This is a genomic window from Gilliamella sp. B3022 (assembly GCF_028751545.1).
In the GTDB taxonomy this organism is placed as follows: domain Bacteria; phylum Pseudomonadota; class Gammaproteobacteria; order Enterobacterales; family Orbaceae; genus Gilliamella.
In genome coordinates, this window is record NZ_CP071867.1 from 2,470,446 (window position 1) to 2,492,162 (window position 21,717).

The following is a 21,717-nucleotide window of genomic DNA, read 5'->3' on the forward strand; positions in this document are numbered from 1 at the left end:
CCAAAGGGATTGTATCCCTTATGGGTTAATGTTTAAATTAATATAGATTTAATATTCATTTGGCAACATCAACGTAGTTATAAAACCCCGTTCATCATGCCATTCAGTAATAATCCATAGTTTTGTATCATCAGAAAGCTTATAACTTGCAAATAAGCGATCATTTTTTTGTCCTTGTTTTAATACTTGATCATTCAATTTTGTATCACTATCGTCCATATCATCTCCCCAATCGCCATTTCTATAACGACTGAAAGCTTTTGAAACAGCAAGTGCCATATCACAATCATGTTCGGCCAAAAACTTAATTCCTGGTGTATAATAAATCAATCCAGTAAGAACTGAGCATGATTGATTATTCTCAATAATTTCAACATGTTCATCATTTTCATCCAATTCATCAACTTTATTAATTTGAGTCGAAATTACCAATAACGAACCAAATGTTTCAGAATATGGAGTGAAATCCCACGCTTTTATTGAAGGAATAAATTTATCTGTCAAAATTGTTTTTGATTCAACAACAAGGCCCTCATCATCCAAAGTATCTTCAACACTTTTCAACTTTGATTTGTAAGTATCACCTTTGATAATATAAGTTTTACCTGTATTGGATTTTACAATACCGTTAATTTCACCAGCAGCTAGTGCTAGAGATAAATGCCAGTCGGACATTTTACACAACGGTTTACGTTTAGATTCACAACATCTTTTGAAAAAAAGATTAAAGTCATTCCATAATCCACCGATCTTTTTAACTTCCTGCTCTAACTCTACATCAGTAAATGATAACTTATAAAAAGATTTAATTTCACTTTTTGATTCAGGAATTTGATAATTCGGCTTATCTGTCACAGCAATCTCATCAGGAACAATTTTTCCTTCAAAAATAGCCTTAAATTTTGCCTTCATTTCATTTTTTTCCTGAAGAGCTATATCATTTTGTCGAACTTTTCTTCCAAAAATAACAACTTGGTTAAATTGCTTATCACAAGCTGTAAATATTGAAATATCAGTGAACTGACTCGCAATCCAATTTGAAAGCATCTCATCAAGCTGAGTAAACGGAATTATTAATACTAAAATACCGTTATACTGAAGAGACGGAATAGTAAAACGATAAAATATTTTCTCTAATCGTTTGTAGTCTTTTTGGTAATTTGTAATTGCTCCATTATGTTCACTTGTCAAATTTCCATATGGCGGGTTTAAAAATAATAAACCAAAAGAATTAGGTGAAATAACGGTATCAAATAAGTCACTTTTTAACAGAACATCACAATATTTTTCAGCTATATCTGCTCGATATCGATTGTATTCAATACCATACAGTTTTGCCTTATGACTAATTGAATACGTAATATTACTTGCTGCTCGAGCTTCTCCGACACAAGGATCTAAAACCCTAATAGCTGTATTATCAGTTCTTACAAAATGACTAACAATTGCATTTGTTGTAGCATCATCCGTTGGATAATAGCCATTTTTAGCAAAATTATGCGCCACTCGTGGTGATAAAAGTGCAACCATACATACTTCCTATAATAAAGTTAAAATACCATCACGAATATTTTGACTCATGATTTGAGTTAATATTGTGTCGTTTACAATGATTGTTGTTGCATCAATGTCACCAACAATTGCTTTATGTTCTTTAATCATTCCTTGTTGTTTAGCAATCGATACGATTTCGTCAGCCCAATGTTCTAAAAATGGTACAGAGGAAAGAGTTTTAATTGCATCAAAGTAACGATTATATATAGTGGAAATATCTTCTTTTTTATAAATAGAAATCATTGAATTTGAATCACGGTTTGGTTCAATAATGCGTTTATCAAAAATAAAGGCATGAATCAACGAACCAAATAATGTTTTTGTTACTTTCAATGTGCGTTTTGCATAATGCTTTCCTTCGGCTAAAAACACTCGATGATGATTTAACTTAATATCCTTCAAACCATGCTTAGTTGTTTCGCCAATCGTAAGTTTTGCAAAGAGCTCCTGCATTGCCGTATCTTTTCCCCATACAGATAAAAAAATCAGTTCGGAGTCATTATTCGCAATACAACAATCACATTTCAGATCTGGTATATCTTGTAATATAAGAATGTTACTCATTAAAAGTTTCCCCTTAAATCAATATAATCAACCTAAGGAGAAACGATCTCTAGAGAGACCTTGTTCTCCCTAGAGATAAATAGAAAAGTTAAGTTAAAATTGTTCTGGCAATTTATTCCAACATTGGCTTTTATAATCAAAACAGTAACCAAGTTCTATTAACCGTTTTTTCTGTGATCGTATTTTTAAGCGATCCTCTGTTGAATCTAGTTTAACTTGATCACCTATTGGCCACAAAAACCCAAACAGTTCTGCATCACCTGAACTATGGATAATCATAGTTTCTTCAGATTGATGCTCAGAATTAACTTTCTGAACCTCAGATGACTCTCTTTGACAAATAGGGTCTTCTGATATATGTATTATTTCTGAATCTGTTTCATCCAAGTTAAATGAATTAACTAGATCCATATCTTCAATATATGCACAACATTCAATAACAACGCGGTTGCCATAACTATATGAAGAAGATTTGATTTGTTTAATAACAAATGACCCTTCATACTTACCAGCTTCATACTGATCCAAAAGTTTATTATCTTTTAAAGAAAATTCACCGATGGACGTAAAAAGCTTTGCAACATTGAAATTGCCATATTTACCCGTTCTGGTCGTAATCACTAATTCACCAGGTATTGATATCATATTAATGCTCCAGGATAAAAAGTAAAAACCATTACCTCTTTCATCATGTCATGAGGTGAGCTGGTTTAAATAGGAAAACTATTTTTGTAGTTGATGATAATTTCTAACTTGAGTACGCCATTCTTGATTTACTTCAAAATTAGCTAATTCAAGATAATTAAGTGGACATGAATTATATGGAGGAAAAGATGATTCACAATAAAATGAATAGCTCCAAGCCTCGTTAATTTTTTTGATCAAATTACATTTTATATAACAATATTTACCCGCTAGTAAAATATTTTGATAATCATTTGTAACATTAAATTCAATTAATGACCATAATATGGTTAAACCATGAACATAGTCATTACAAACATAAAATTGCAATGTTTTTTCTTCATAATATTTACTATACACAGGAGCAATTAATAAATTAATCAACTCAGATTTAGTATGAATATTATGCTCTGAATACCATTTCATAATAACCCTCCTCAAAAAAAATCAGGAGATATCACCCAAGAGGAGTGAAAATCTCCCCCTCTTGGTTGAAATTATAATTTAGACTTATGTAAGTATTGTTGAATAATTGAACTTAATGATACATCATCTGGAATAGTTGCTTCGCAATTAACTAAAGCAAGGAAATATTCTGTTGAAAGAAGTATGTATTCGTTGGTTAACATGGATATTCTCCTAATTAAGTGAAATAAGGAGAATAATTTCCACAGGAGAAAATATTCCCCTATGGGTGAGTAAAAGATAAGTTTATATGAACTCAACATCAAATAGATGCTACCAACCTACGAATGTAGTGAGTTTGTTGGCTAATGGTATGTGATCACCTTAATAAAGGAACGTTCCATTTCACTGGCAACGTCTGAGAATTAACGATCATCTTCTCGTTGTTTGCTACAAAAGTAGCTGAAAACAGTTTCTATTATAATGCAAATTATTCGCTAAATTCAATATTAAATTCAGAATCAACAGATAGTTATGTTATGCCCTTTTTCTTTTAGCCTTTTCAAGGTAGGGCCATTCCCATTATGGCCCATTACCATTAATATCCATTACCCTTTTACCCTTTGTTTTGCCATTTAAGCATTTTGCATTGACACAGAGCAAAATATATTTTATATATAAAGCATAAATTTTAATCAAAGACATAACAATGAAAAATAAAGATAAGTCAATACAATCAGACACAAGCCATAAAATGCTGTTTAATAGTGATGGATTTGAGATATTCATCAAATGTATAACTTTGTTATTTACATTTGTCGGAGCATTACTATTTTTTGTAGTAAAGCTTTTTGATATGTGGTGTGAAACCAGTACTAAAGAAGAAAAGAACAAAGATGAAATAGCATATTTCGATGATGATGGTCATGCTTACACAAAAGATGGTGAGATAAAGTGGTAATTATTTTAAATAACTGACATTTAGTATTTAATGCCAGTTATTTTGACGCTATTAATTATTTACTTTTACCTTTCGTTATTACTTTAGTTGCTATTTGACCACCTTGTTTAGCTTTATTTATTCCCTCCTTACCTGCCTCTAGCATTTTACTTGAATTTCTATCCATAAAACTATTTATTGCTACGCCCGTTTTCACTCCAGCCCACGACAAACTTCCTAGCAAAATTATAGGGAATCCAATAAAGATTATTGACGTAATAATATCAATTAAAGATTTATCACTTGTCCACCTATCAGTCATAAATTGAACAGCATTATTTTCATACATAATATTAATAAGTCTAGAGTCTAGAAAACGAGCAAGTTCCCAAACGAATGTTAAAAATATCAATGAAAATATAATAAATGTTAGCGTAATTACAGTTTTAGGCTCAAACCCTCCAATCAATATGATAATGGGTAATAAAATAATTACAGACATTAATAATACTGACTGTAGCATCGGAGCTGCTTGTCTTAATGCATCAACCTCTATGAATGTGGTCATAGACTTAAAAAATACACCAGTAGATGCAATTGCACTACCAATTTGTTGAGATACTGAAGGATCTTTATTTCCGTAATCAAGGAACATATAATCGGAGGTGGCCAACATTTTTTTGGCTGATAAAACCGAACGTAAAACAATTTCATCTCTTTCTTGTTGATTTGTTGTTATCCACTCCCAAAATGAAAATTTATTAATGTTAGGATTTATATTACCCGTTCTTGATTTTTCATTAGATTCAATCTTGATTTGTAGATTAATATTATCAATAATTTTCTTTTTTAATCCAACTTTACTATCGCTCCACCATGCTTTACACGAAGGATAACCAGTATAATCATCACCTGGTGTTAAACCGACATCTCTCTGCTCGTCATATGGCCAATCTTTTTGAGGTTTCTGAGCTCTAAAAGAATCATAATATCCTGGTGTATTTAAATAATATGATGACCCAAGCCATGTTACATCATTGATTAAATCATCTGGTAATTTAGGTAATTCAGCACTCAATTTATTAAAAGACGGGTTAAAACAAAATGAATAAAACTCATTCGCTTCTTTTTTCAAAATCGGATCTGTCACAGCTAATTCTGAAATTGTTGAACGAACCTCTCGTAAATCCGTATTACACGGTAATGTCGTAACTACAGATTGTGTAACACCAGAAGATAAAGAATGTACAAAGTACCACCAAATGGGTACATAGACTTGCTTTCCACTAAGTAGAATATTATTATGTTTAAATGATGAATTTTCTGGTGATATTTCGGCATAAGAACAATTCATTTTTTGTTGTGTAATTTTTCCTTCATCTATAACTGCTGAATATCCGCTATGTTCATAATGTAATACTCGAATATCAAGAGGGATTGAGGGATAACATGCAAAGAAAATTACAACCATACTTATATAAACGTAAGTTTCTAATCGAGTAACAATAACGTTTGCATGCTTACCTTTTAATTCACCATCTTCTCTAATTTTCATAAGAATGCTAAGCATTTTAAAAATAAATGGCAAAATAAAAATACCAGATGTTGATATAATGTTCCATATTCCGTTATTAATCAACCAAGCTAGTGACAATGTCACATAGTCAAAAAAACTCATTGCAGACATTTTAATTACCCCATAAAACGCATAAAGAGCATTGTTTCATTAAAACAAATTAAAACAACGCATATAATGCTGGTTTTGAAGAATAGCTTGTTGTAATCCTTCTGTTTTTCATTTTTAATTTTGGTTTTTATCATCTGTTTAAATTTAAATAAAAGAAAATAAATAAAACAATAAATGACTAAACGAATTACCAGAAAAAAACAATAATTGTTATTCAAAAATCCATTAATGGAAGCAACTTTATGTTCTGTTTCAAATGAAAAAATAGATACTATGCAACAAAGCAACCCAAGTAAAATAAAAAGAGAAATGACAAATTTAATAGCTTTTTTCTTATTCATATTTAGCCCATTATTTATTTGCATCAAAAGATTCATGACTGTCGATTGGAAAAATAATGCCTTGTTGCCTTTGCAATTTTCGCTCTTGTATGACTAATAAAGTATTTCCAGCAATAGATTTACGCATATCGTACTCTAATTTAATTTGATTCAGCTCCATATCCAGCTCATCGATTTGATCTATAATTTTAGATTGGGCTTGCTCATTTTTTGCGATGTTTGGCTCTTTACGTCCAGCTAAAATAATACGTCTTGCCATCATTGCCTCTTCAATAGTTCTAGACAACGCCATCTCGCTAGCTAAACGGCTCACTAGCACGACTCTTTCATTATCCTCTCGTAAAGTTTCAATTACGCTCCGAGTTACATTCACTGAACTCCCTTCCAATGATTCCAATTCTGCTTTATTAATTGGTTTTGTGCCATTTACTAGATCAACTAATTTTTTATAATAGAGTTCATAGTATTCTTGAGTTTTAGGGTTCAAACCTGTACCTGGTTTTCCTATATCATTATCATTTTTATTTTCACTATCAGTTATCATGGTTCGTTCACCGATTACATCAGTTAACCAAACTTGTGCGTCACTTGGTTTATTCCATGTTCTATATACTCCTCCCTTATCTTGCGCATTACTAACAGGTGTTGTATCTGTAACTGTTCTATTAATCAATGAGTTATATCCAGCTAATGCGACATCACTAGTTATGTTAATGGGGTGTTGTCCCTTTCCGCCTCTTTTTGATCCTCCTATCCAAGAGATACCATTTTTTCCGGCCTCATTATCAATTTGTTTATCAACTCTAATAGCATCAACTTTCTTTCCATTCAACATCTCGGCCATATTTTCGGCCTTAGCAGATTGAACCAAACTTGCAGAATCTGAATAATCAGTCATCTTTTCAGCTAGTTGCTTACAGCTAGTCTTAATATCGGAATAATCTAACTTTGCTTGTAACACCCCGTTTGTCAACAAATCATAAAGCTGAGGATTAGAGCGTTGAATAATCAAAGCGGGCAAACTGGCCACTGCGCCTTTAGCATTGTTAATAACCTCACTCATAATATTGTTAAAACCATCTGTCACACCGTTAAGTTGATTTGAAATTGTTGAGCTAATATCAAAATTACCGCACATCAAACTTGAGTTCCATTTGCCCATATTTATAATCGATTTGGGTTTATCAAATGTATATGTAGATCCCTTTACTGAACCACCTCCGATACGATAATAAAGGCTATCAGATATCCCCCCAGTTGAATTAGCGTAACTATATGCGCTAATTGTTAGTAATAATGTTGTTATAGTTATTGTTGTTTTTTTTGCCATATCATCCCCCAGAATCAATACTGTATAAAAATTTTTGCCCTCGTTTCTTACAACATGCATACGGTCTCCACAAAGCATAAACATAGGCCCCATCAATACTAGCTGTATCATCAATATTTGGAAAAATGCCACATGACATATTCAATGTTGGTGCCAGTTGTTGCCATTTATGATTTTTTGTATTTTCTTTAACAGGAGCCGGTGGCCAAAAACCATCTTTTTTGCGCTTAGTATAATTTTGAACAATATGTAATGAATTACTATTAGTCAGTACATCAGCACCACGTTGAACCACCACAGCCCCTGCTTTAAAATCATCATTTTGCGTAACCGCCCCTGCTCTTGGATAAATATTTCCCCACATATTAGAGGAATTACCAATCTCTCGTACGCCTGGAGACAATGCCTCTGGATATACTGATTCAACAAGTGCTAATCGCCATGCAATAAAATCAAGTTCACTCACGAAATAAGGATAAAATGGCGTTACCCCATTATCACAGTAGTAGCCCATACCTGACAGCATTTGAGAAAAAGCAGCACCGCCTGGATGCCCAATAGCTTGAACATCTTTAAAACGAATTTTTGTTCGATTATTTGCTTGACGATTATTTGTATCCCCTCCTCCTTGAATATTTGACCCTACTAATGAACTTGCTGATGATGTGATTGTATTAATTTCAGTCCAAGGATTTTTAAATGGTTGTTCATATGTAGACATAACAACATCAGGAATATAATGCTTCACTTTTACAGATGTTCTGATTTTGCATCCGTATGAGCAAAAAAGCCAAAAACATGTCCCTGCAATTTTATATTCAGTACAACTAGTTGAGAGAGCTGATTGAACTATTTGTTGAGTACTAATATAAGTGGCAAAACTCGGCATAGTAATTATGAGTCCAAGTAAACTAAATTTTATTTTTTTTATCATTATTTCCCCTCATTAAAATCATGAATTGCACGTGCCACATCTGTTATTCCGTAAATCACATTTTTTTCATTAATAACAATTGCAGGGTATTTTTTTATACCAAGATTAAATGCTTTTATAACCGTTTTTTGGGCTTCAATTATTTTAGATTCATACGTTTTCCACTCTGAAGAATTCAATTTTTTCTCAACATCCGAATAAGCATCATTAATATCACTAGATAACTCACCAAAAAAAGAATTCAAAAGAATTTCTGTACCATCTAAATCATAAATTTGACAATTATCATGACAATTTTTAATTTGACTTATTTGCTCATGATTAACGAAAACATCAATACTATGAATATCTGCCCCAATACATTGAAAACTTGCAAATACAATCAGTCCTAATATACGTTTCATGCATCAGCCCCCACAGTTAAAGTCATTAAATGTTTAATAAGCAAAAATGCATCAATCCAGTCAACAACATCAATACATAGACGTTTCCCTGTTTCAATATCAGCTAATTGTGGCCAATGGATTTTATTTAAATTAGGATTGCATGATACTTCAATTAAACACGCTGATTTTTTTCCTTCAAAAGCGATTAAAGCATATTGTTTATACAGTATTTCAAATTTGGTATGATCATCTACAGGTATACGGCACAAACGTAATTTAGTCGAAATTATGTCCCCAATTTTTCCTAATAATTCAAAACTGAATTCTTCAAAATCTTTACTATGAACAAGATTAATATTTGATTTTTTTAATGAAGTTGCATTAAATAAAAAAGTATTATCATTCATTATGAATCCTTAGATATTCGTGAACTAATACCTCGAGCTTCATCTAATTTTTCAGATACTTTAATAGCAGCATCTAGTTCGCTGATATTAAATTCTTTCATTAGTTTCATTCTCTCCGCTTTTTCATCCTTTTCGGTCATAGCTAGTGCTAAAAAAAGGCTTGGGGGAACGATTCGGAAAAGGCATTCTACATTTTTTGATAACACAACGCCCTCGGTGTACTGACGAGCAGATTTACAAGCAGAAGTGATCATTGAAATTTGTTCATCTGTTAATGCTTTAAAACGACGTATCTTCTCTGCTTCAGATGATTCTGTTACTAACATTTCCCACCACTCTATCATCGATAACAACTTTGATGCAGCATCAGGAAAATCTTCCATATTTTGAGTTGCTAACCACAACCATACTCCTAATTTACGCCACATTTTTGACGCTTTTGTTAAATAGGCTGCTGTAAGTGGTTTTACGGTAATAATATGTGACTCATCGGTAATATTAACGATAGCTCTTGATTGATGTTGATATTGTTCCCCCATATTATTTATGTGATTAATTAGAGAAATATATGCAATTGATAATTGAGCCTCATAACCTTCACGGGCAAAAGTCGCTAAATCGACATGAATCACATCAACATCAGGCCAAGATGTTCCCTGTTGGTTAAATATTTCACCTTCAAATCCTTGAGTGAACATACTTAATGATTCAGCCATTTCATATGCTTTTGCACGCCGAGCTTCTGGTAAATTTACATCTTTACTTAAAGAAAATAATGCATCTTGAACATCACTTGGAATAGCTTGCCGTTTTTCTGCATATGCAACTTGAGCGGCCATAACGATAGCCTGTCTAATCATTGCCCTATCTGAACGACGAAGCAACTCATCCTCTTTTTCTTCTCCACCTGTGATCATTAAACGTATAGATATTTCTATTTCACCAAGCACATCTCGTTGTGCATCTTCATCATCATTTTGTTCAAGTGCTTCACTAACAATATCATCACTCAAATTGTTTTCATCGATTTCAAACTGAATATCTTTATTTTGTAAAATTAAATGAGAATCAGCTAATGGATTAAGCACTACACCGCTTCCTGGTTTTAAACAAACTCGATAAACGCTTACTCCTTGTTGCTCCATAAAATCAACAAGAAGGCCGAAAGAATTACCCGTCTCGACAATAATCATTCGTGGACGATACATAGCAACAAGCTGAGCTATTTCGATATTTAGTGTTGCTGATTTACCTGCACCGGTTGGACCTAAAATAAGTTTGTGACCATTTTGAGCTTTATCAACCATAGGATCGTAGCTTAACGGCTCACCTCCTCGATTAAAAAAAGTTACGCCTGGATGACCTGTTCCAGTGCTCCTTCCCAAAACAGGTAATAAATTAGCCAAATGTTTGCACCAATTAAATTTAACGTATAATCGTTGTGGGTCATTTTGAGGGTTATAATTCATCGGCAACCATCGTAAAAACGAGGAAGCAGGAGCAACTTCATTAGCTTCAGCTACTGTGACAAGACCATTGTTGTTGAGTACTGAACTCAGTGCTTGTATTCTACGTTTTAATCCACTTATACTTGAATCCTTAACATAAAATGCAACAGAGCTGTAATACATTTTTTTACGTTGACGAATATACTCCATAGCTTCAGCACAATCTTCTTTAACAGACAAAGATTCAGCATTCTCACCAATCGCTTTACCACGAATAAAATTGATATGATCTTCTAGTTTATCTTGAGGATGAGTTACAATTGTTAAACACATCATTGTTGATTCTGGCAATACATCAAAAAGCGCATTTATTCCATCGGCTTTACTTGTCTCACCTGTAATATGGCCAATCTTGGGGGGAAGCTTTAATCTATCGACAACAACAACCGCATGTGGTGTATTATCAAAATGCCAGTAACCTTCTTTAATCTCTGGCTCACTATAAAAAAGGTTTTCTGCAAAATCAGTAATTATAGGTAACTCATCAATCTGTTTTTGCTCATCCATCAACTGCTTAATAAAGTTTTTTCCACCTTGTAACGGTGAGGGATTAAATATTTGAGCTAACCAACGAGAAACCTCATTTTTTCCCAATCTATTGACTACAATTCCTGCTCCTTTCAACGCAAGTGTCAAATTATTACAAACAATATCAAGTGATTCTTGTGGATTTAAATCTTCACGTTCTTTGGTACCGAGATATCGATATATAACCAGCCGAGTTTTTCTAATTTGTCCTCGCCAAAGTGTTTTAGTAACTGTATTATCAAAAAAAAGCCCATCTTTTTTAGTAATATTATCAAGATGCGCTTCCATTATGCTTAGCCATTTTTTTGTAAATTCAGTTTCTTTAGCATGTGGTTTAGGATATTGTCTTAATAAAGAGATATAATCTTGCAAATTATCCTCATCTTGACAAAAATATTGTATGATCCATGGATTAGTATCTCTTTCATCAAAAGTATCCTCGATACTATTTGTTACAATATCACTTATATCACGAAGTTTAGATATTGATTTTGCTTCAGTGCCATACGGAATAATTTCAAATACCGCACCAACAGAGCGACCATCTTCAAGTAAAATTGAATTGTGAACCTCATCAAATTCAACCCAAGGTAAATAATCAATAATTGATTTCTTCCCATTACTGGCATAAATGAAGTTTTTTTTATGCCTATGAGTCAAATTGCCTTGCCTTTTAGGTTTATCACTTACTTGAATTTCTTTTTGTAAACCTTTTTTCTTACTAAATAATTTCATTAGTAATTCTCCACTCTTTCACCATAGTAATTATCCACTCTTTCACCAGGCATAGCATATTGCACATCGCCATAGAATGAGAATGCAGTTGAATATCCTGGTACGGGTAATTTCCCATTAGTCAAATGAGGATAGACATACATAACTAAATCGGGGTTCGGTAAACGTTGAAAGAGATTATTAATTTCTTGTTCTGCTGTTCGTGTATGAGTCATCATTTCAACATTTTGGGTTAAATTATCAACTTCTCGTCTAAGTTGAAGTCGATTATCAAACAATTGAGAAGCACCTCCTCCTGTTTTTTTATTGTAAATATCACTCATTGTCTCACTGCTATGTGGAAACATTTTTTCTTTTGAAGTACTACAACCAGATAAAAATAGAGCTGTGACAAAAGTTAATAAAAGAATAGTCATTTTTTTTTGTTTCTGTTTCATTAATCAAGCACTCCAATTTTTTTAGTATTCATCTCATAATCAACAAGTCTGCCATCAAATAAATAATCAATTTGTAGCTCCTTATTAATGTGAATGGCAATTTCTTTACCTGGTGGAACATAAACTGCATCAAAAGTTTGCCCATAGCGTTTATTTAACCAATCAATCGTCTGATTAATTCCTCCACTCAGTCCTTTTCCTAAAACGTATTGACCATTATTACCAGTAACGGCATTGGTAACATTTGATCCATCTGTTACAACAGTAGTATTTTGTTGTGCCATTGCATCTGCCGCTGCTGCTGCTGTACCTAACCCTATTACAGTTGATAAATATTGGCTGGCATTAGATTTGACTTCACCTGAAACACATGGAATACCATATTCATCAGATAACCACCCAATACTTTCATCTTTATTGCCATTATTTTTTGAGTCAGGAATAGTGATAATTCGCCCATCATCAAAAACAAATGTAATTGATTTAACGTTACCTCTTACGCAAGATAGAACGTAATCACCGGATGCAGTCCCAGAAACAATTGCTCCTTCAACATGTGGTAATTCAATTCCATTTGAAATTAAATTATCTCGCCCTATCACGGCTTTAAACGGATACGGATCTGATACAACACCATCAATAGGAACTCGTCCAAGTAACGCTGTCATTGAAACAGAGCCGATTAGAGTTGAATTTACAGGTACTGTATAAAATGGTTGAAGATCTTTTTCTTCTTTTCGCTCGCCAATAGGCTGATTGATATTATCTTTATGATCTTTCAATTTTGAACGAATTGGGTCCTTCCCATTAAAACTGGACGGGAACTGAAATTCCGGCGCACTTCTACCTTTACTACTAACAATTTGGTCAGCAGGATTAACCCATTGAATTTCATCACTATTAGATATATCAACATTACTACTTGACTGACTTGCTTGTCCTCTTCCTATTGGGATTGAAACTGATTTTGAATCAACCGTTTCATTAGAACTAGATATGGTTGAGGTTGTTGTTAATTTATTAAGCTTATCTGTCAGAATTGAAACTTTTTTTTCTAGCTCTGAAGGCTCATTAGATTTGGAATCATTTGATGGAGGTTCTATCTTATACTGTGGTACTCTTGTTTTTTTCAAATTTTCATTTTCAGATTTTAAATTTTTAATTTCTTTTACTATATCAGCTTGATCCTTTTTTAACGTCTTAACTAGCGTCACTAAAGTCTGAACTGTATCTTTTTCAGTATCCCCAGTAATGCCTAGTACAGATAAATCTTCTTCATTCAAATCTGCTATTTCAACGATTTCATCAGTTACTGATGATGCTTGTTTTTTATTTTTATTCGAAATGACTACAATAAAAATCCCCACTAGGATTAAACTACCAACGATAATTGGTAACAATTTATTACCTTTGATTGTTGCCATATTATTCCCCTCTACCATTTAATTCAGGTAAAAATGCATTGATTACTTTACCTTTAGTAACAATATAAAGCATAGTGGTATCAGCAGGTTCCCCTTGAGGACCCAATATATTGTGTTGAAATGTTGCTGAATAAAAATTACCCTGCAACAGCCTTGCATCTAAATTGACATAACCTTTGCTATAATTAACTAATTTGATGGCTACAACTTCATAATTTTTTAGCCTCCACACTGATTTAGGCTCAGCAGTAATAGGAAGTTGTGGCACAAGCCTGGTTAATATTGGAGGCAAAGACATAGAAATTTGTTTAATACCAGGTACTTTTTCAATTGCTCGCAAGGGGGCATAATAATTTTGTGCTGCATATCGAGTAAGCAAAACTGGAGTAGGTAATGCTTGTTCATCATGTACAGTTGTATAATTTTCTTCTATTTTTTTTAAATTAGCTTCATCTTCAGTCGTGATTTTAATTGTTTCTAATTTCTTTTTGGATGGTCCATTTCCTGTAAGATCAATTAAAATTATTTCACCAGACTCGAGATCTTTTAGCATTAATCGAGTTTCAGTAAATGGCGCATTGCTTTTTAAATATAAAACCCCGCCTAGGCTTTGTACTCGGAGCTTAGCTTGTAACGATATGGGTAATCCGACTGATATATTTCTTTCTAAAATTACCATTCTTTCATCATTCTGATTAATAGTAATTTTGATAGGTGTTCTGTCCCATGTAATTAATTCAACAGCTATAGCATTATTAATTGACAATACAAAAATCAATAATGTCATGATCAATTGAGGAAGTTTTAAAATCATCTGATTATTCATTGTGTTCTCCTACAGACGACGTAAGTCTTAAAGGTTGGCTTGCATAACAATTAAGCTTTAAACCCCAAGGGTTTTCTTCAGGATTTGTATCACTTTTAACAACACTAAGTGGATAACGAACCATTGCTCGTTTAACGGCTTCCCCTTTGTAATATTCATCAATATATAAATCGAATGTTACAATCCACGCTTTATCCGATAAAATTTGTACTCTTGGCTCAAACTGATTCGTTTGATAATTTTTGATCTCTGAATTAATTCCACGTCCGTCAATTTCAGCTACATTTCTAACGCGCTCTCTTAGTTCACCGCCCTGTCGTCTTTCTTCATATTCATTCAATAGTACCACCTTGCATTGTGGTGTTAAGTACGGAGTGAGCTTATTTATATTACGTTTATAATCAATTTCTCCATTGCTTGGCCAGTTATTAAGTTGCTGAAAAATATAAAATGCAAATCCGTATATGTTACTAGGATCTATATCTGACCAAAGCCGAGTACTACCCGACCGAGTATCTGGTGGAATATGAATAGTCAAATCTTTAGGCGCTGAACGCCATCCCCAGGCCATAGCTAAAATAATTACAAGCAATACAATAATCACAAATCTCAGTGATTGGATGTGTTTATCTCTCCCAGTAAGTGCATGTAAATATTTCATTTTTGTTTTACCTTATTATATTTTCGTTTTTTTCGTCTAACGATAAATTGTTCATCATTAAAAATTAGATTATTTCCATTGAATCCTTTCTTTGCGAAAAACAAATCAATAGACCGTGAAAACCAAGTTTCTGGTTTACCTCGCTTTAATTTAGCGATTTTATTTCCACCAAAAAAAAGGGTTGGCAATGGCATGAAAACAATCGCTGAGGGAATTAACACCCAGCGACCAAATAAGATAAATAAGATAATTCCTAACAAACTACCAATAATTGTACCAACTCCAATCATCAATAATAATTCACGGACTGTCATACCTTTGTAAACTACTGGCATCCGATTAAGACGGTCTGGAAGCATTTTAATGTCGTTATCTTTCATCTTATTTATTTATCTATTAATTTAGCAATGTTTCAGCTGCCAATGTTGCAAACCAAATACAAGCAACAACTAATACAACACCTATAACAACTAAAGTACCAAATTTTGCCCACGAGCCTTTACCCTCGCCGATATTGTTATATTCAATTAGGATATTTTTTGCTGCGACAATAAAAGCACCGCCAACGATAATCAACCCTCCAACGGCGAAACCGTCATACATATATGCTTGCATATTGGGTAATAGCCCGCCTTTTTTACCCTGTGATGGGTCATCTATAGATGGCATTTTTGCCATTACATGTTGTCCCCATAAAGCTAACCCAAATAGAAAGATCTTACTTTTTATCTGAAATAATTCTTTTGCTTTTTTAAACATGAATTTTTTCTCCTTAAAAATTTTTATTGAAAATAAATAAAAGATCCCAGTATTAAAACAAAAACAACAGCTCGAATAATAACTGATGGCAACTCATCAATCTTTAGACCTTCATTCCCTAAACCTTTTAAGAGACAAAAAATAATGATAGCTACTATAAATAGAGCTATACCGATACATATTGCACCAAAAAAATTGAAGGATTGATCCATTGTGAATGTTGCACCATCTTCAAAAGCCTTAAGTGTTTTTTCGCTCATATCATTCATTTTGATATTCGCCTTCAATCACTGGAAAGTTAAGCGAACGAGGTTGAGATCTTGTCGGGGATATGTAGCTTTCAATACCTTGCATGACATGATCAATATCATTTTGTATTGCTTTATAGTTAAAATGATAACGTTCTGATTGCTCGGTTCCTGAAACAATTTCACTTTTAAGTAAAGATTGTTTAACTTGTTTGAGTTGTTTTAACACTAATGCGAGTTCTTCTTTTTCGTTTGCTACAGCCAAATCAGAGCTTAACAATAAAGATAAACCAACTATTGAAAGAATTATGTTAGGATGCTTTCGCATGTTTTTTCTCCAGTTTTGAACCGGATTTCTACTATAATGATTAATATGAAAAAAACATCAATTAAATCTTTTTTGATTTTTTAAAAAAAATTGGCTTAGGGGTCTGACGCTCAGTGGAACGAAAACTCACGTTAAGGGATTTTGGTCATGAGATTATCAAAAAGGATCTTCACCTAGATCCTTTTAAATTAAAAATGAAGTTTTAAATCAATCTAAAGTATATATGAGTAAACTTGGTCTGACAGTTACCAATGCTTAATCAGTGAGGCACCTATCTCAGCGATCTGTCTATTTCGTTCATCCATAGTTGCCTGACTCCCCGTCGTGTAGATAACTACGATACGGGAGGGCTTACCATCTGGCCCCAGTGCTGCAATGATACCGCGAGACCCACGCTCACCGGCTCCAGATTTATCAGCAATAAACCAGCCAGCCGGAAGGGCCGAGCGCAGAAGTGGTCCTGCAACTTTATCCGCCTCCATCCAGTCTATTAATTGTTGCCGGGAAGCTAGAGTAAGTAGTTCGCCAGTTAATAGTTTGCGCAACGTTGTTGCCATTGCTGCAGGCATCGTGGTGTCACGCTCGTCGTTTGGTATGGCTTCATTCAGCTCCGGTTCCCAACGATCAAGGCGAGTTACATGATCCCCCATGTTGTGCAAAAAAGCGGTTAGCTCCTTCGGTCCTCCGATCGTTGTCAGAAGTAAGTTGGCCGCAGTGTTATCACTCATGGTTATGGCAGCACTGCATAATTCTCTTACTGTCATGCCATCCGTAAGATGCTTTTCTGTGACTGGTGAGTACTCAACCAAGTCATTCTGAGAATAGTGTATGCGGCGACCGAGTTGCTCTTGCCCGGCGTCAACACGGGATAATACCGCACCACATAGCAGAACTTTAAAAGTGCTCATCATTGGAAAACGTTCTTCGGGGCGAAAACTCTCAAGGATCTTACCGCTGTTGAGATCCAGTTCGATGTAACCCACTCGTGCACCCAACTGATCTTCAGCATCTTTTACTTTCACCAGCGTTTCTGGGTGAGCAAAAACAGGAAGGCAAAATGCCGCAAAAAAGGGAATAAGGGCGACACGGAAATGTTGAATACTCATACTCTTCCTTTTTCAATATTATTGAAGCATTTATCAGGGTTATTGTCTCATGAGCGGATACATATTTGAATGTATTTAGAAAAATAAACAAATAGGGGTTCCGCGCACATTTCCCCGAAAAGTGCCACCTGACGTCTAAGAAACCATTATTATCATGACATTAACCTATAGTATCACGAGGCCCTTTCGTCTTCAAGAATTTTATAAACCGTGGAGCGGGCAATACTGAGCTGATGAGCAATTTCCGTTGCACCAGTGCCCTTCTGATGAAGCGTCAGCACGACGTTCCTGTCCACGGTACGCCTGCGGCCAAATTTGATTCCTTTCAGCTTTGCTTCCTGTCGGCCCTCATTCGTGCGCTCTAGGATCCTCCGGCGTTCAGCCTGTGCCACAGCCGACAGGATGGTGACCACCATTTGCCCCATATCACCGTCGGTACTGATCCCGTCATCAATGAACCGGACTGCCACGCCCTGAGCGTCAAATTCCTTTATCAGTTGGATCATATCGGCAGTGTCGCGGCCAAGACGGTCGAGCTTCTTAACCAGAATGACATCATCTTCCTCCACCTTCATCCTCAGCAAATCCAGCCCTTCCCGATCTGTTGAACTGCCGGATGCCTTATCGGTAAATATACGGTTTGCTTTCACACCTGCGTCTTTGAGTGCTCTGACCTGAAGATCAAGAGACTGCTGACTGGTTGAGACCCGAGCGTAACCAAAAAGTCGCATAAAAATGTACCTTAAATCGAATATCGGACAACTCATGTCTATTATTACAAATTTACGATTTAATAGACATATTAATGTAACAGTTTTACGATGTCCGATAATTTATAACATTTCGTACGGTTGCAAAAATGTTACTAAATGCCCGTCAGGCAGGGAGGCCGATATGCCCGTTGACTTTCTGACCACTGAGCAGACTGAAAGCTATGGCAGATTCACCGGTGAACCGGATGAGCTTCAGCTGGCACGATATTTTCACCTTGATGAAGCAGACAAGGAATTTATCGGAAAAAGCAGAGGTGATCACAACCGTCTGGGCATTGCCCTGCAAATTGGATGTGTCCGTTTTCTGGGCACCTTCCTCACCGATATGAATCATATTCCTTCCGGCGTCCGGCATTTTACCGCCAGACAGCTCGGGATTCGTGATATCACCGTTCTTGCAGAATACGGTCAGAGGGAAAATACCCGCCGTGAGCATGCAGCGCTGATACGTCAGCACTATCAGTATCGTGAATTTGCCTGGCCCTGGACATTTCGCCTTACCCGTCTTTTATATACCCGGAGCTGGATAAGCAACGAACGTCCTGGCCTGCTTTTCGATCTGGCGACAGGGTGGCTTATGCAACATCGTATTATTCTCCCCGGAGCCACTACGCTGACCCGGTTGATTTCAGAGGTAAGGGAAAAGGCGACGTTGCGCCTGTGGAACAAACTGGCACTGATACCGTCAGCCGAACAGCGTTCACAGCTGGAGATGCTGCTGGGGCCAACTGATTGCAGCCGCCTGTCTTTACTGGAATCACTGAAAAAGGGCCCTGTGACCATCAGTGGTCCGGCGTTTAATGAAGCAATTGAACGCTGGAAAACTCTGAACGATTTTGGCCTGCATGCTGAAAACCTGAGTACACTCCCGGCTGTGCGCCTGAAAAATCTCGCACGTTATGCTGGTATGACTTCGGTGTTCAATATTGCCAGGATGTCACCGCAGAAAAGGATGGCGGTTCTGGTTGCCTTTGTCCTTGCATGGGAAACGCTGGCGCTGGATGATGCATTGGACGTTCTGGACGCCATGCTGGCCGTTATCATCCGTGACGCCAGAAAGATTGGGCAGAAAAAACGGCTCCGCTCGCTGAAGGATCTGGATAAATCTGCATTGGCGCTCGCCAGCGCATGTTCGTACCTGCTGAAAGAAGAAACACCGGACGAATCGATTCGTGCTGAGGTGTTCAGCTACATCCCAAGGCAAAAGCTGGCTGAAATCATCACGCTTGTCCGTGAAATTGCCCGGCCCTCAGACGATAATTTTCATGAAGAAATGGTGGAGCAGTACGGGCGCGTTCGTCGTTTCCTGCCCCATCTGCTGAATACCGTTAAATTTTCATCCGCACCTGCCGGGGTTACCACTCTGAATGCCTGTGACTACCTCAGCCGGGAGTTCAGCTCACGGCGGCAGTTTTTTGACGACGCACCAACGGAAATTATCAGTCGGTCATGGAAACGGCTGGTGATTAACAAGGAAAAACATATCACCCGCAGGGGATACACGCTCTGCTTTCTCAGTAAACTGCAGGATAGTCTGAGGCGGAGGGATGTCTACGTTACCGGCAGTAACCGGTGGGGAGATCCTCGTGCAAGATTACTACAGGGTGCTGACTGGCAGGCAAACCGGATTAAGGTTTATCGTTCTTTGGGGCACCCGACAGACCCGCAGGAAGCAATAAAATCTCTGGGTCATCAGCTTGATAGTCGTTACAGACAGGTTGCTGCACGTCTTTGCGAAAATGAGGCTGTCGAACTCGATGTTTCTGGCCCGAAGCCCCGGTTGACAATTTCTCCCCTCGCCAGTCTTGATGAGCCGGACAGTCTGAAACGACTGAGCAAAATGATCAGTGATCTACTCCCTCCGGTGGATTTAACGGAGTTGCTGCTCGAAATTAACGCCCATACCGGATTTGCTGATGAGTTTTTCCATGCTAGTGAAGCCAGTGCCAGAGTTGATGATCTGCCCGTCAGCATCAGCGCCGTGCTGATGGCTGAAGCCTGCAATATCGGTCTGGAACCACTGATCAGATCAAATGTTCCTGCACTGACCCGACACCGGCTGAACTGGACAAAAGCGAACTATCTGCGGGCTGAAACTATCACCAGCGCTAATGCCAGACTGGTTGATTTTCAGGCAACGCTGCCACTGGCACAGATATGGGGTGGAGGAGAAGTGGCATCTGCAGATGGAATGCGCTTTGTTACGCCAGTCAGAACAATCAATGCCGGACCGAACCGCAAATACTTTGGTAATAACAGAGGGATCACCTGGTACAACTTTGTGTCCGATCAGTATTCCGGCTTTCATGGCATCGTTATACCGGGGACGCTGAGGGACTCTATCTTTGTGCTGGAAGGTCTTCTGGAACAGGAGACCGGGCTGAATCCAACCGAAATTATGACCGATACAGCAGGTGCCAGCGAACTTGTCTTTGGCCTTTTCTGGCTGCTGGGATACCAGTTTTCTCCACGCCTGGCTGATGCCGGTGCTTCGGTTTTCTGGCGAATGGACCATGATGCCGACTATGGCGTGCTGAATGATATTGCCAGAGGGCAATCAGATCCCCGAAAAATAGTCCTTCAGTGGGACGAAATGATCCGGACCGCTGGCTCCCTGAAGCTGGGCAAAGTACAGGCTTCAGTGCTGGTCCGTTCATTGCTGAAAAGTGAACGTCCTTCCGGACTGACTCAGGCAATCATTGAAGTGGGGCGCATCAACAAAACGCTGTATCTGCTTAATTATATTGATGATGAAGATTACCGCCGGCGCATTCTGACCCAGCTTAATCGGGGAGAAAGTCGCCATGCCGTTGCCAGAGCCATCTGTCACGGTCAAAAAGGTGAGATAAGAAAACGATATACCGACGGTCAGGAAGATCAACTGGGCGCACTGGGGCTGGTCACTAACGCCGTCGTGTTATGGAACACTATTTATATGCAGGCAGCCCTGGATCATCTCCGGGCGCAGGGTGAAACACTGAATGATGAAGATATCGCACGCCTCTCCCCGCTTTGCCACGGACATATCAATATGCTCGGCCATTATTCCTTCACGCTGGCAGAACTGGTGACCAAAGGACATCTGAGACCATTAAAAGAGGCGTCAGAGGCAGAAAACGTTGCTTAACGTGAGTTTTCGTTCCACTGAGCGT

23 protein-coding genes are annotated in these 21,717 nt (G+C 36.8%); 2 read left to right on the forward strand and 21 right to left on the reverse strand.

Annotated elements, in window-relative coordinates; all coding sequences use genetic code 11:
• Positions 1 to 48: 48 nt before the first annotated feature.
• The 5 genes from J4T76_RS11175 to J4T76_RS11195 form a co-directional block, all read right to left on the reverse strand.
• Positions 49 to 1,530 (reverse strand): DUF6094 domain-containing protein, encoded by a 1,482-nt coding sequence (locus tag J4T76_RS11175; protein WP_267347830.1) that lies wholly within the window; start codon positions 1,528 to 1,530, stop codon positions 49 to 51.
• A 9-nt stretch (positions 1,531 to 1,539) separates the two neighbouring features.
• A complete protein-coding gene (locus tag J4T76_RS11180) occupies positions 1,540 to 2,118 on the reverse strand; it encodes a hypothetical protein (RefSeq protein WP_267347832.1) in 579 nt (192 codons plus the stop codon).
• A gap of 93 nt (positions 2,119 to 2,211) precedes the next feature.
• Positions 2,212 to 2,763 carry a DUF3275 family protein gene (locus J4T76_RS11185; RefSeq protein WP_267347834.1) on the reverse strand — a complete coding sequence of 184 codons (552 nt, stop codon included), beginning with the start codon at positions 2,761 to 2,763 and terminating at the stop codon, positions 2,212 to 2,214.
• 78 nt (positions 2,764 to 2,841) lie between these two features.
• Entirely contained in the window at positions 2,842 to 3,228 is a 387-nt protein-coding gene (locus tag J4T76_RS11190; protein WP_267347836.1) for a hypothetical protein, read from the reverse strand.
• Between the two features lie 71 nt (positions 3,229 to 3,299).
• Entirely contained in the window at positions 3,300 to 3,431 is a 132-nt protein-coding gene (locus tag J4T76_RS11195) for a hypothetical protein (protein WP_267347838.1), read from the reverse strand.
• Between the two features lie 485 nt (positions 3,432 to 3,916).
• Between J4T76_RS11195 and J4T76_RS11200 the strand changes: the two genes are divergently transcribed.
• Complete coding sequence (locus J4T76_RS11200) at positions 3,917 to 4,168, forward strand: hypothetical protein (protein WP_267347839.1); 252 nt, start codon at positions 3,917 to 3,919, stop codon at positions 4,166 to 4,168.
• 55 nt (positions 4,169 to 4,223) lie between these two features.
• Here J4T76_RS11200 and J4T76_RS11205 read toward each other — a convergent pair whose 3' ends face one another.
• The 16 genes from J4T76_RS11205 to J4T76_RS11280 form a co-directional block, all read right to left on the reverse strand.
• Positions 4,224 to 5,834 carry a conjugal transfer protein TraG N-terminal domain-containing protein gene (locus J4T76_RS11205; protein WP_267347841.1) on the reverse strand — a complete coding sequence of 537 codons (1,611 nt, stop codon included), beginning with the start codon at positions 5,832 to 5,834 and terminating at the stop codon, positions 4,224 to 4,226.
• 351 nt (positions 5,835 to 6,185) lie between these two features.
• Positions 6,186 to 7,505, reverse strand: coding sequence for an integrating conjugative element protein (locus tag J4T76_RS11210; RefSeq protein ID WP_267347843.1), 1,320 nt, complete (start codon positions 7,503 to 7,505; stop codon positions 6,186 to 6,188).
• Between the two features lies 1 nt (position 7,506).
• On the reverse strand, positions 7,507 to 8,439 hold the full coding sequence (locus J4T76_RS11215; RefSeq protein ID WP_267347845.1) for a TIGR03756 family integrating conjugative element protein: 933 nt from the start codon (positions 8,437 to 8,439) through the stop codon (positions 7,507 to 7,509).
• Positions 8,439 to 8,843, reverse strand: coding sequence for a TIGR03757 family integrating conjugative element protein (locus tag J4T76_RS11220; RefSeq protein WP_267347847.1), 405 nt, complete (start codon positions 8,841 to 8,843; stop codon positions 8,439 to 8,441). Before J4T76_RS11220 ends, J4T76_RS11215 begins: the two co-directional genes overlap by 1 nt.
• The gene (locus tag J4T76_RS11225) at positions 8,840 to 9,232 is read right to left on the reverse strand and encodes a hypothetical protein (protein ID WP_267347848.1); all 393 of its coding nucleotides are present in this window, start codon (positions 9,230 to 9,232) and stop codon (positions 8,840 to 8,842) included. Before J4T76_RS11225 ends, J4T76_RS11220 begins: the two co-directional genes overlap by 4 nt.
• A complete protein-coding gene (locus J4T76_RS11230) occupies positions 9,232 to 12,003 on the reverse strand; it encodes a conjugative transfer ATPase (protein WP_267347850.1) in 2,772 nt (923 codons plus the stop codon). The genes J4T76_RS11225 and J4T76_RS11230 overlap by 1 nt, the downstream gene beginning before the upstream one ends.
• A complete protein-coding gene (locus J4T76_RS11235; RefSeq protein WP_267347851.1) occupies positions 12,003 to 12,440 on the reverse strand; it encodes a TIGR03751 family conjugal transfer lipoprotein in 438 nt (145 codons plus the stop codon). The genes J4T76_RS11230 and J4T76_RS11235 overlap by 1 nt, the downstream gene beginning before the upstream one ends.
• Complete coding sequence (locus J4T76_RS11240) at positions 12,440 to 13,864, reverse strand: TIGR03752 family integrating conjugative element protein (RefSeq protein ID WP_267347853.1); 1,425 nt, start codon at positions 13,862 to 13,864, stop codon at positions 12,440 to 12,442. The genes J4T76_RS11235 and J4T76_RS11240 overlap by 1 nt, the downstream gene beginning before the upstream one ends.
• A 1-nt stretch (position 13,865) precedes the next feature.
• The gene (locus J4T76_RS11245) at positions 13,866 to 14,690 is read right to left on the reverse strand and encodes a TIGR03749 family integrating conjugative element protein (protein ID WP_267347855.1); all 825 of its coding nucleotides are present in this window, start codon (positions 14,688 to 14,690) and stop codon (positions 13,866 to 13,868) included.
• The gene (locus J4T76_RS11250) at positions 14,683 to 15,351 is read right to left on the reverse strand and encodes a PFL_4703 family integrating conjugative element protein (RefSeq protein ID WP_267347857.1); all 669 of its coding nucleotides are present in this window, start codon (positions 15,349 to 15,351) and stop codon (positions 14,683 to 14,685) included. Before J4T76_RS11250 ends, J4T76_RS11245 begins: the two co-directional genes overlap by 8 nt.
• Positions 15,348 to 15,710 carry a TIGR03750 family conjugal transfer protein gene (locus J4T76_RS11255; RefSeq protein WP_267359827.1) on the reverse strand — a complete coding sequence of 121 codons (363 nt, stop codon included), beginning with the start codon at positions 15,708 to 15,710 and terminating at the stop codon, positions 15,348 to 15,350. Before J4T76_RS11255 ends, J4T76_RS11250 begins: the two co-directional genes overlap by 4 nt.
• A gap of 37 nt (positions 15,711 to 15,747) precedes the next feature.
• A complete protein-coding gene (locus J4T76_RS11260; RefSeq protein WP_267347861.1) occupies positions 15,748 to 16,110 on the reverse strand; it encodes a TIGR03745 family integrating conjugative element membrane protein in 363 nt (120 codons plus the stop codon).
• A gap of 23 nt (positions 16,111 to 16,133) precedes the next feature.
• Positions 16,134 to 16,379 carry a hypothetical protein gene (locus tag J4T76_RS11265; protein WP_267347862.1) on the reverse strand — a complete coding sequence of 82 codons (246 nt, stop codon included), beginning with the start codon at positions 16,377 to 16,379 and terminating at the stop codon, positions 16,134 to 16,136.
• The gene (locus tag J4T76_RS11270; protein WP_267347863.1) at positions 16,372 to 16,686 is read right to left on the reverse strand and encodes an integrative conjugative element protein, RAQPRD family; all 315 of its coding nucleotides are present in this window, start codon (positions 16,684 to 16,686) and stop codon (positions 16,372 to 16,374) included. The genes J4T76_RS11265 and J4T76_RS11270 overlap by 8 nt, the downstream gene beginning before the upstream one ends.
• 245 nt (positions 16,687 to 16,931) lie before the next feature.
• Positions 16,932 to 17,792: a broad-spectrum class A beta-lactamase TEM-1 gene (locus tag J4T76_RS11275; protein ID WP_000027057.1), complete on the reverse strand. Its 861-nt coding sequence runs from the start codon at positions 17,790 to 17,792 to the stop codon at positions 16,932 to 16,934.
• A 173-nt stretch (positions 17,793 to 17,965) separates the two neighbouring features.
• On the reverse strand, positions 17,966 to 18,523 hold the full coding sequence (locus tag J4T76_RS11280) for a recombinase family protein (protein WP_152953140.1): 558 nt from the start codon (positions 18,521 to 18,523) through the stop codon (positions 17,966 to 17,968).
• 163 nt (positions 18,524 to 18,686) lie between these two features.
• Here J4T76_RS11280 and J4T76_RS11285 point away from each other — a divergent pair, with 163 nt between their 5' ends.
• Positions 18,687 to 21,692: a Tn3-like element Tn3 family transposase gene (locus tag J4T76_RS11285; protein WP_001143759.1), complete on the forward strand. Its 3,006-nt coding sequence runs from the start codon at positions 18,687 to 18,689 to the stop codon at positions 21,690 to 21,692.
• The last annotated feature ends 25 nt before the right edge of the window (positions 21,693 to 21,717 follow it).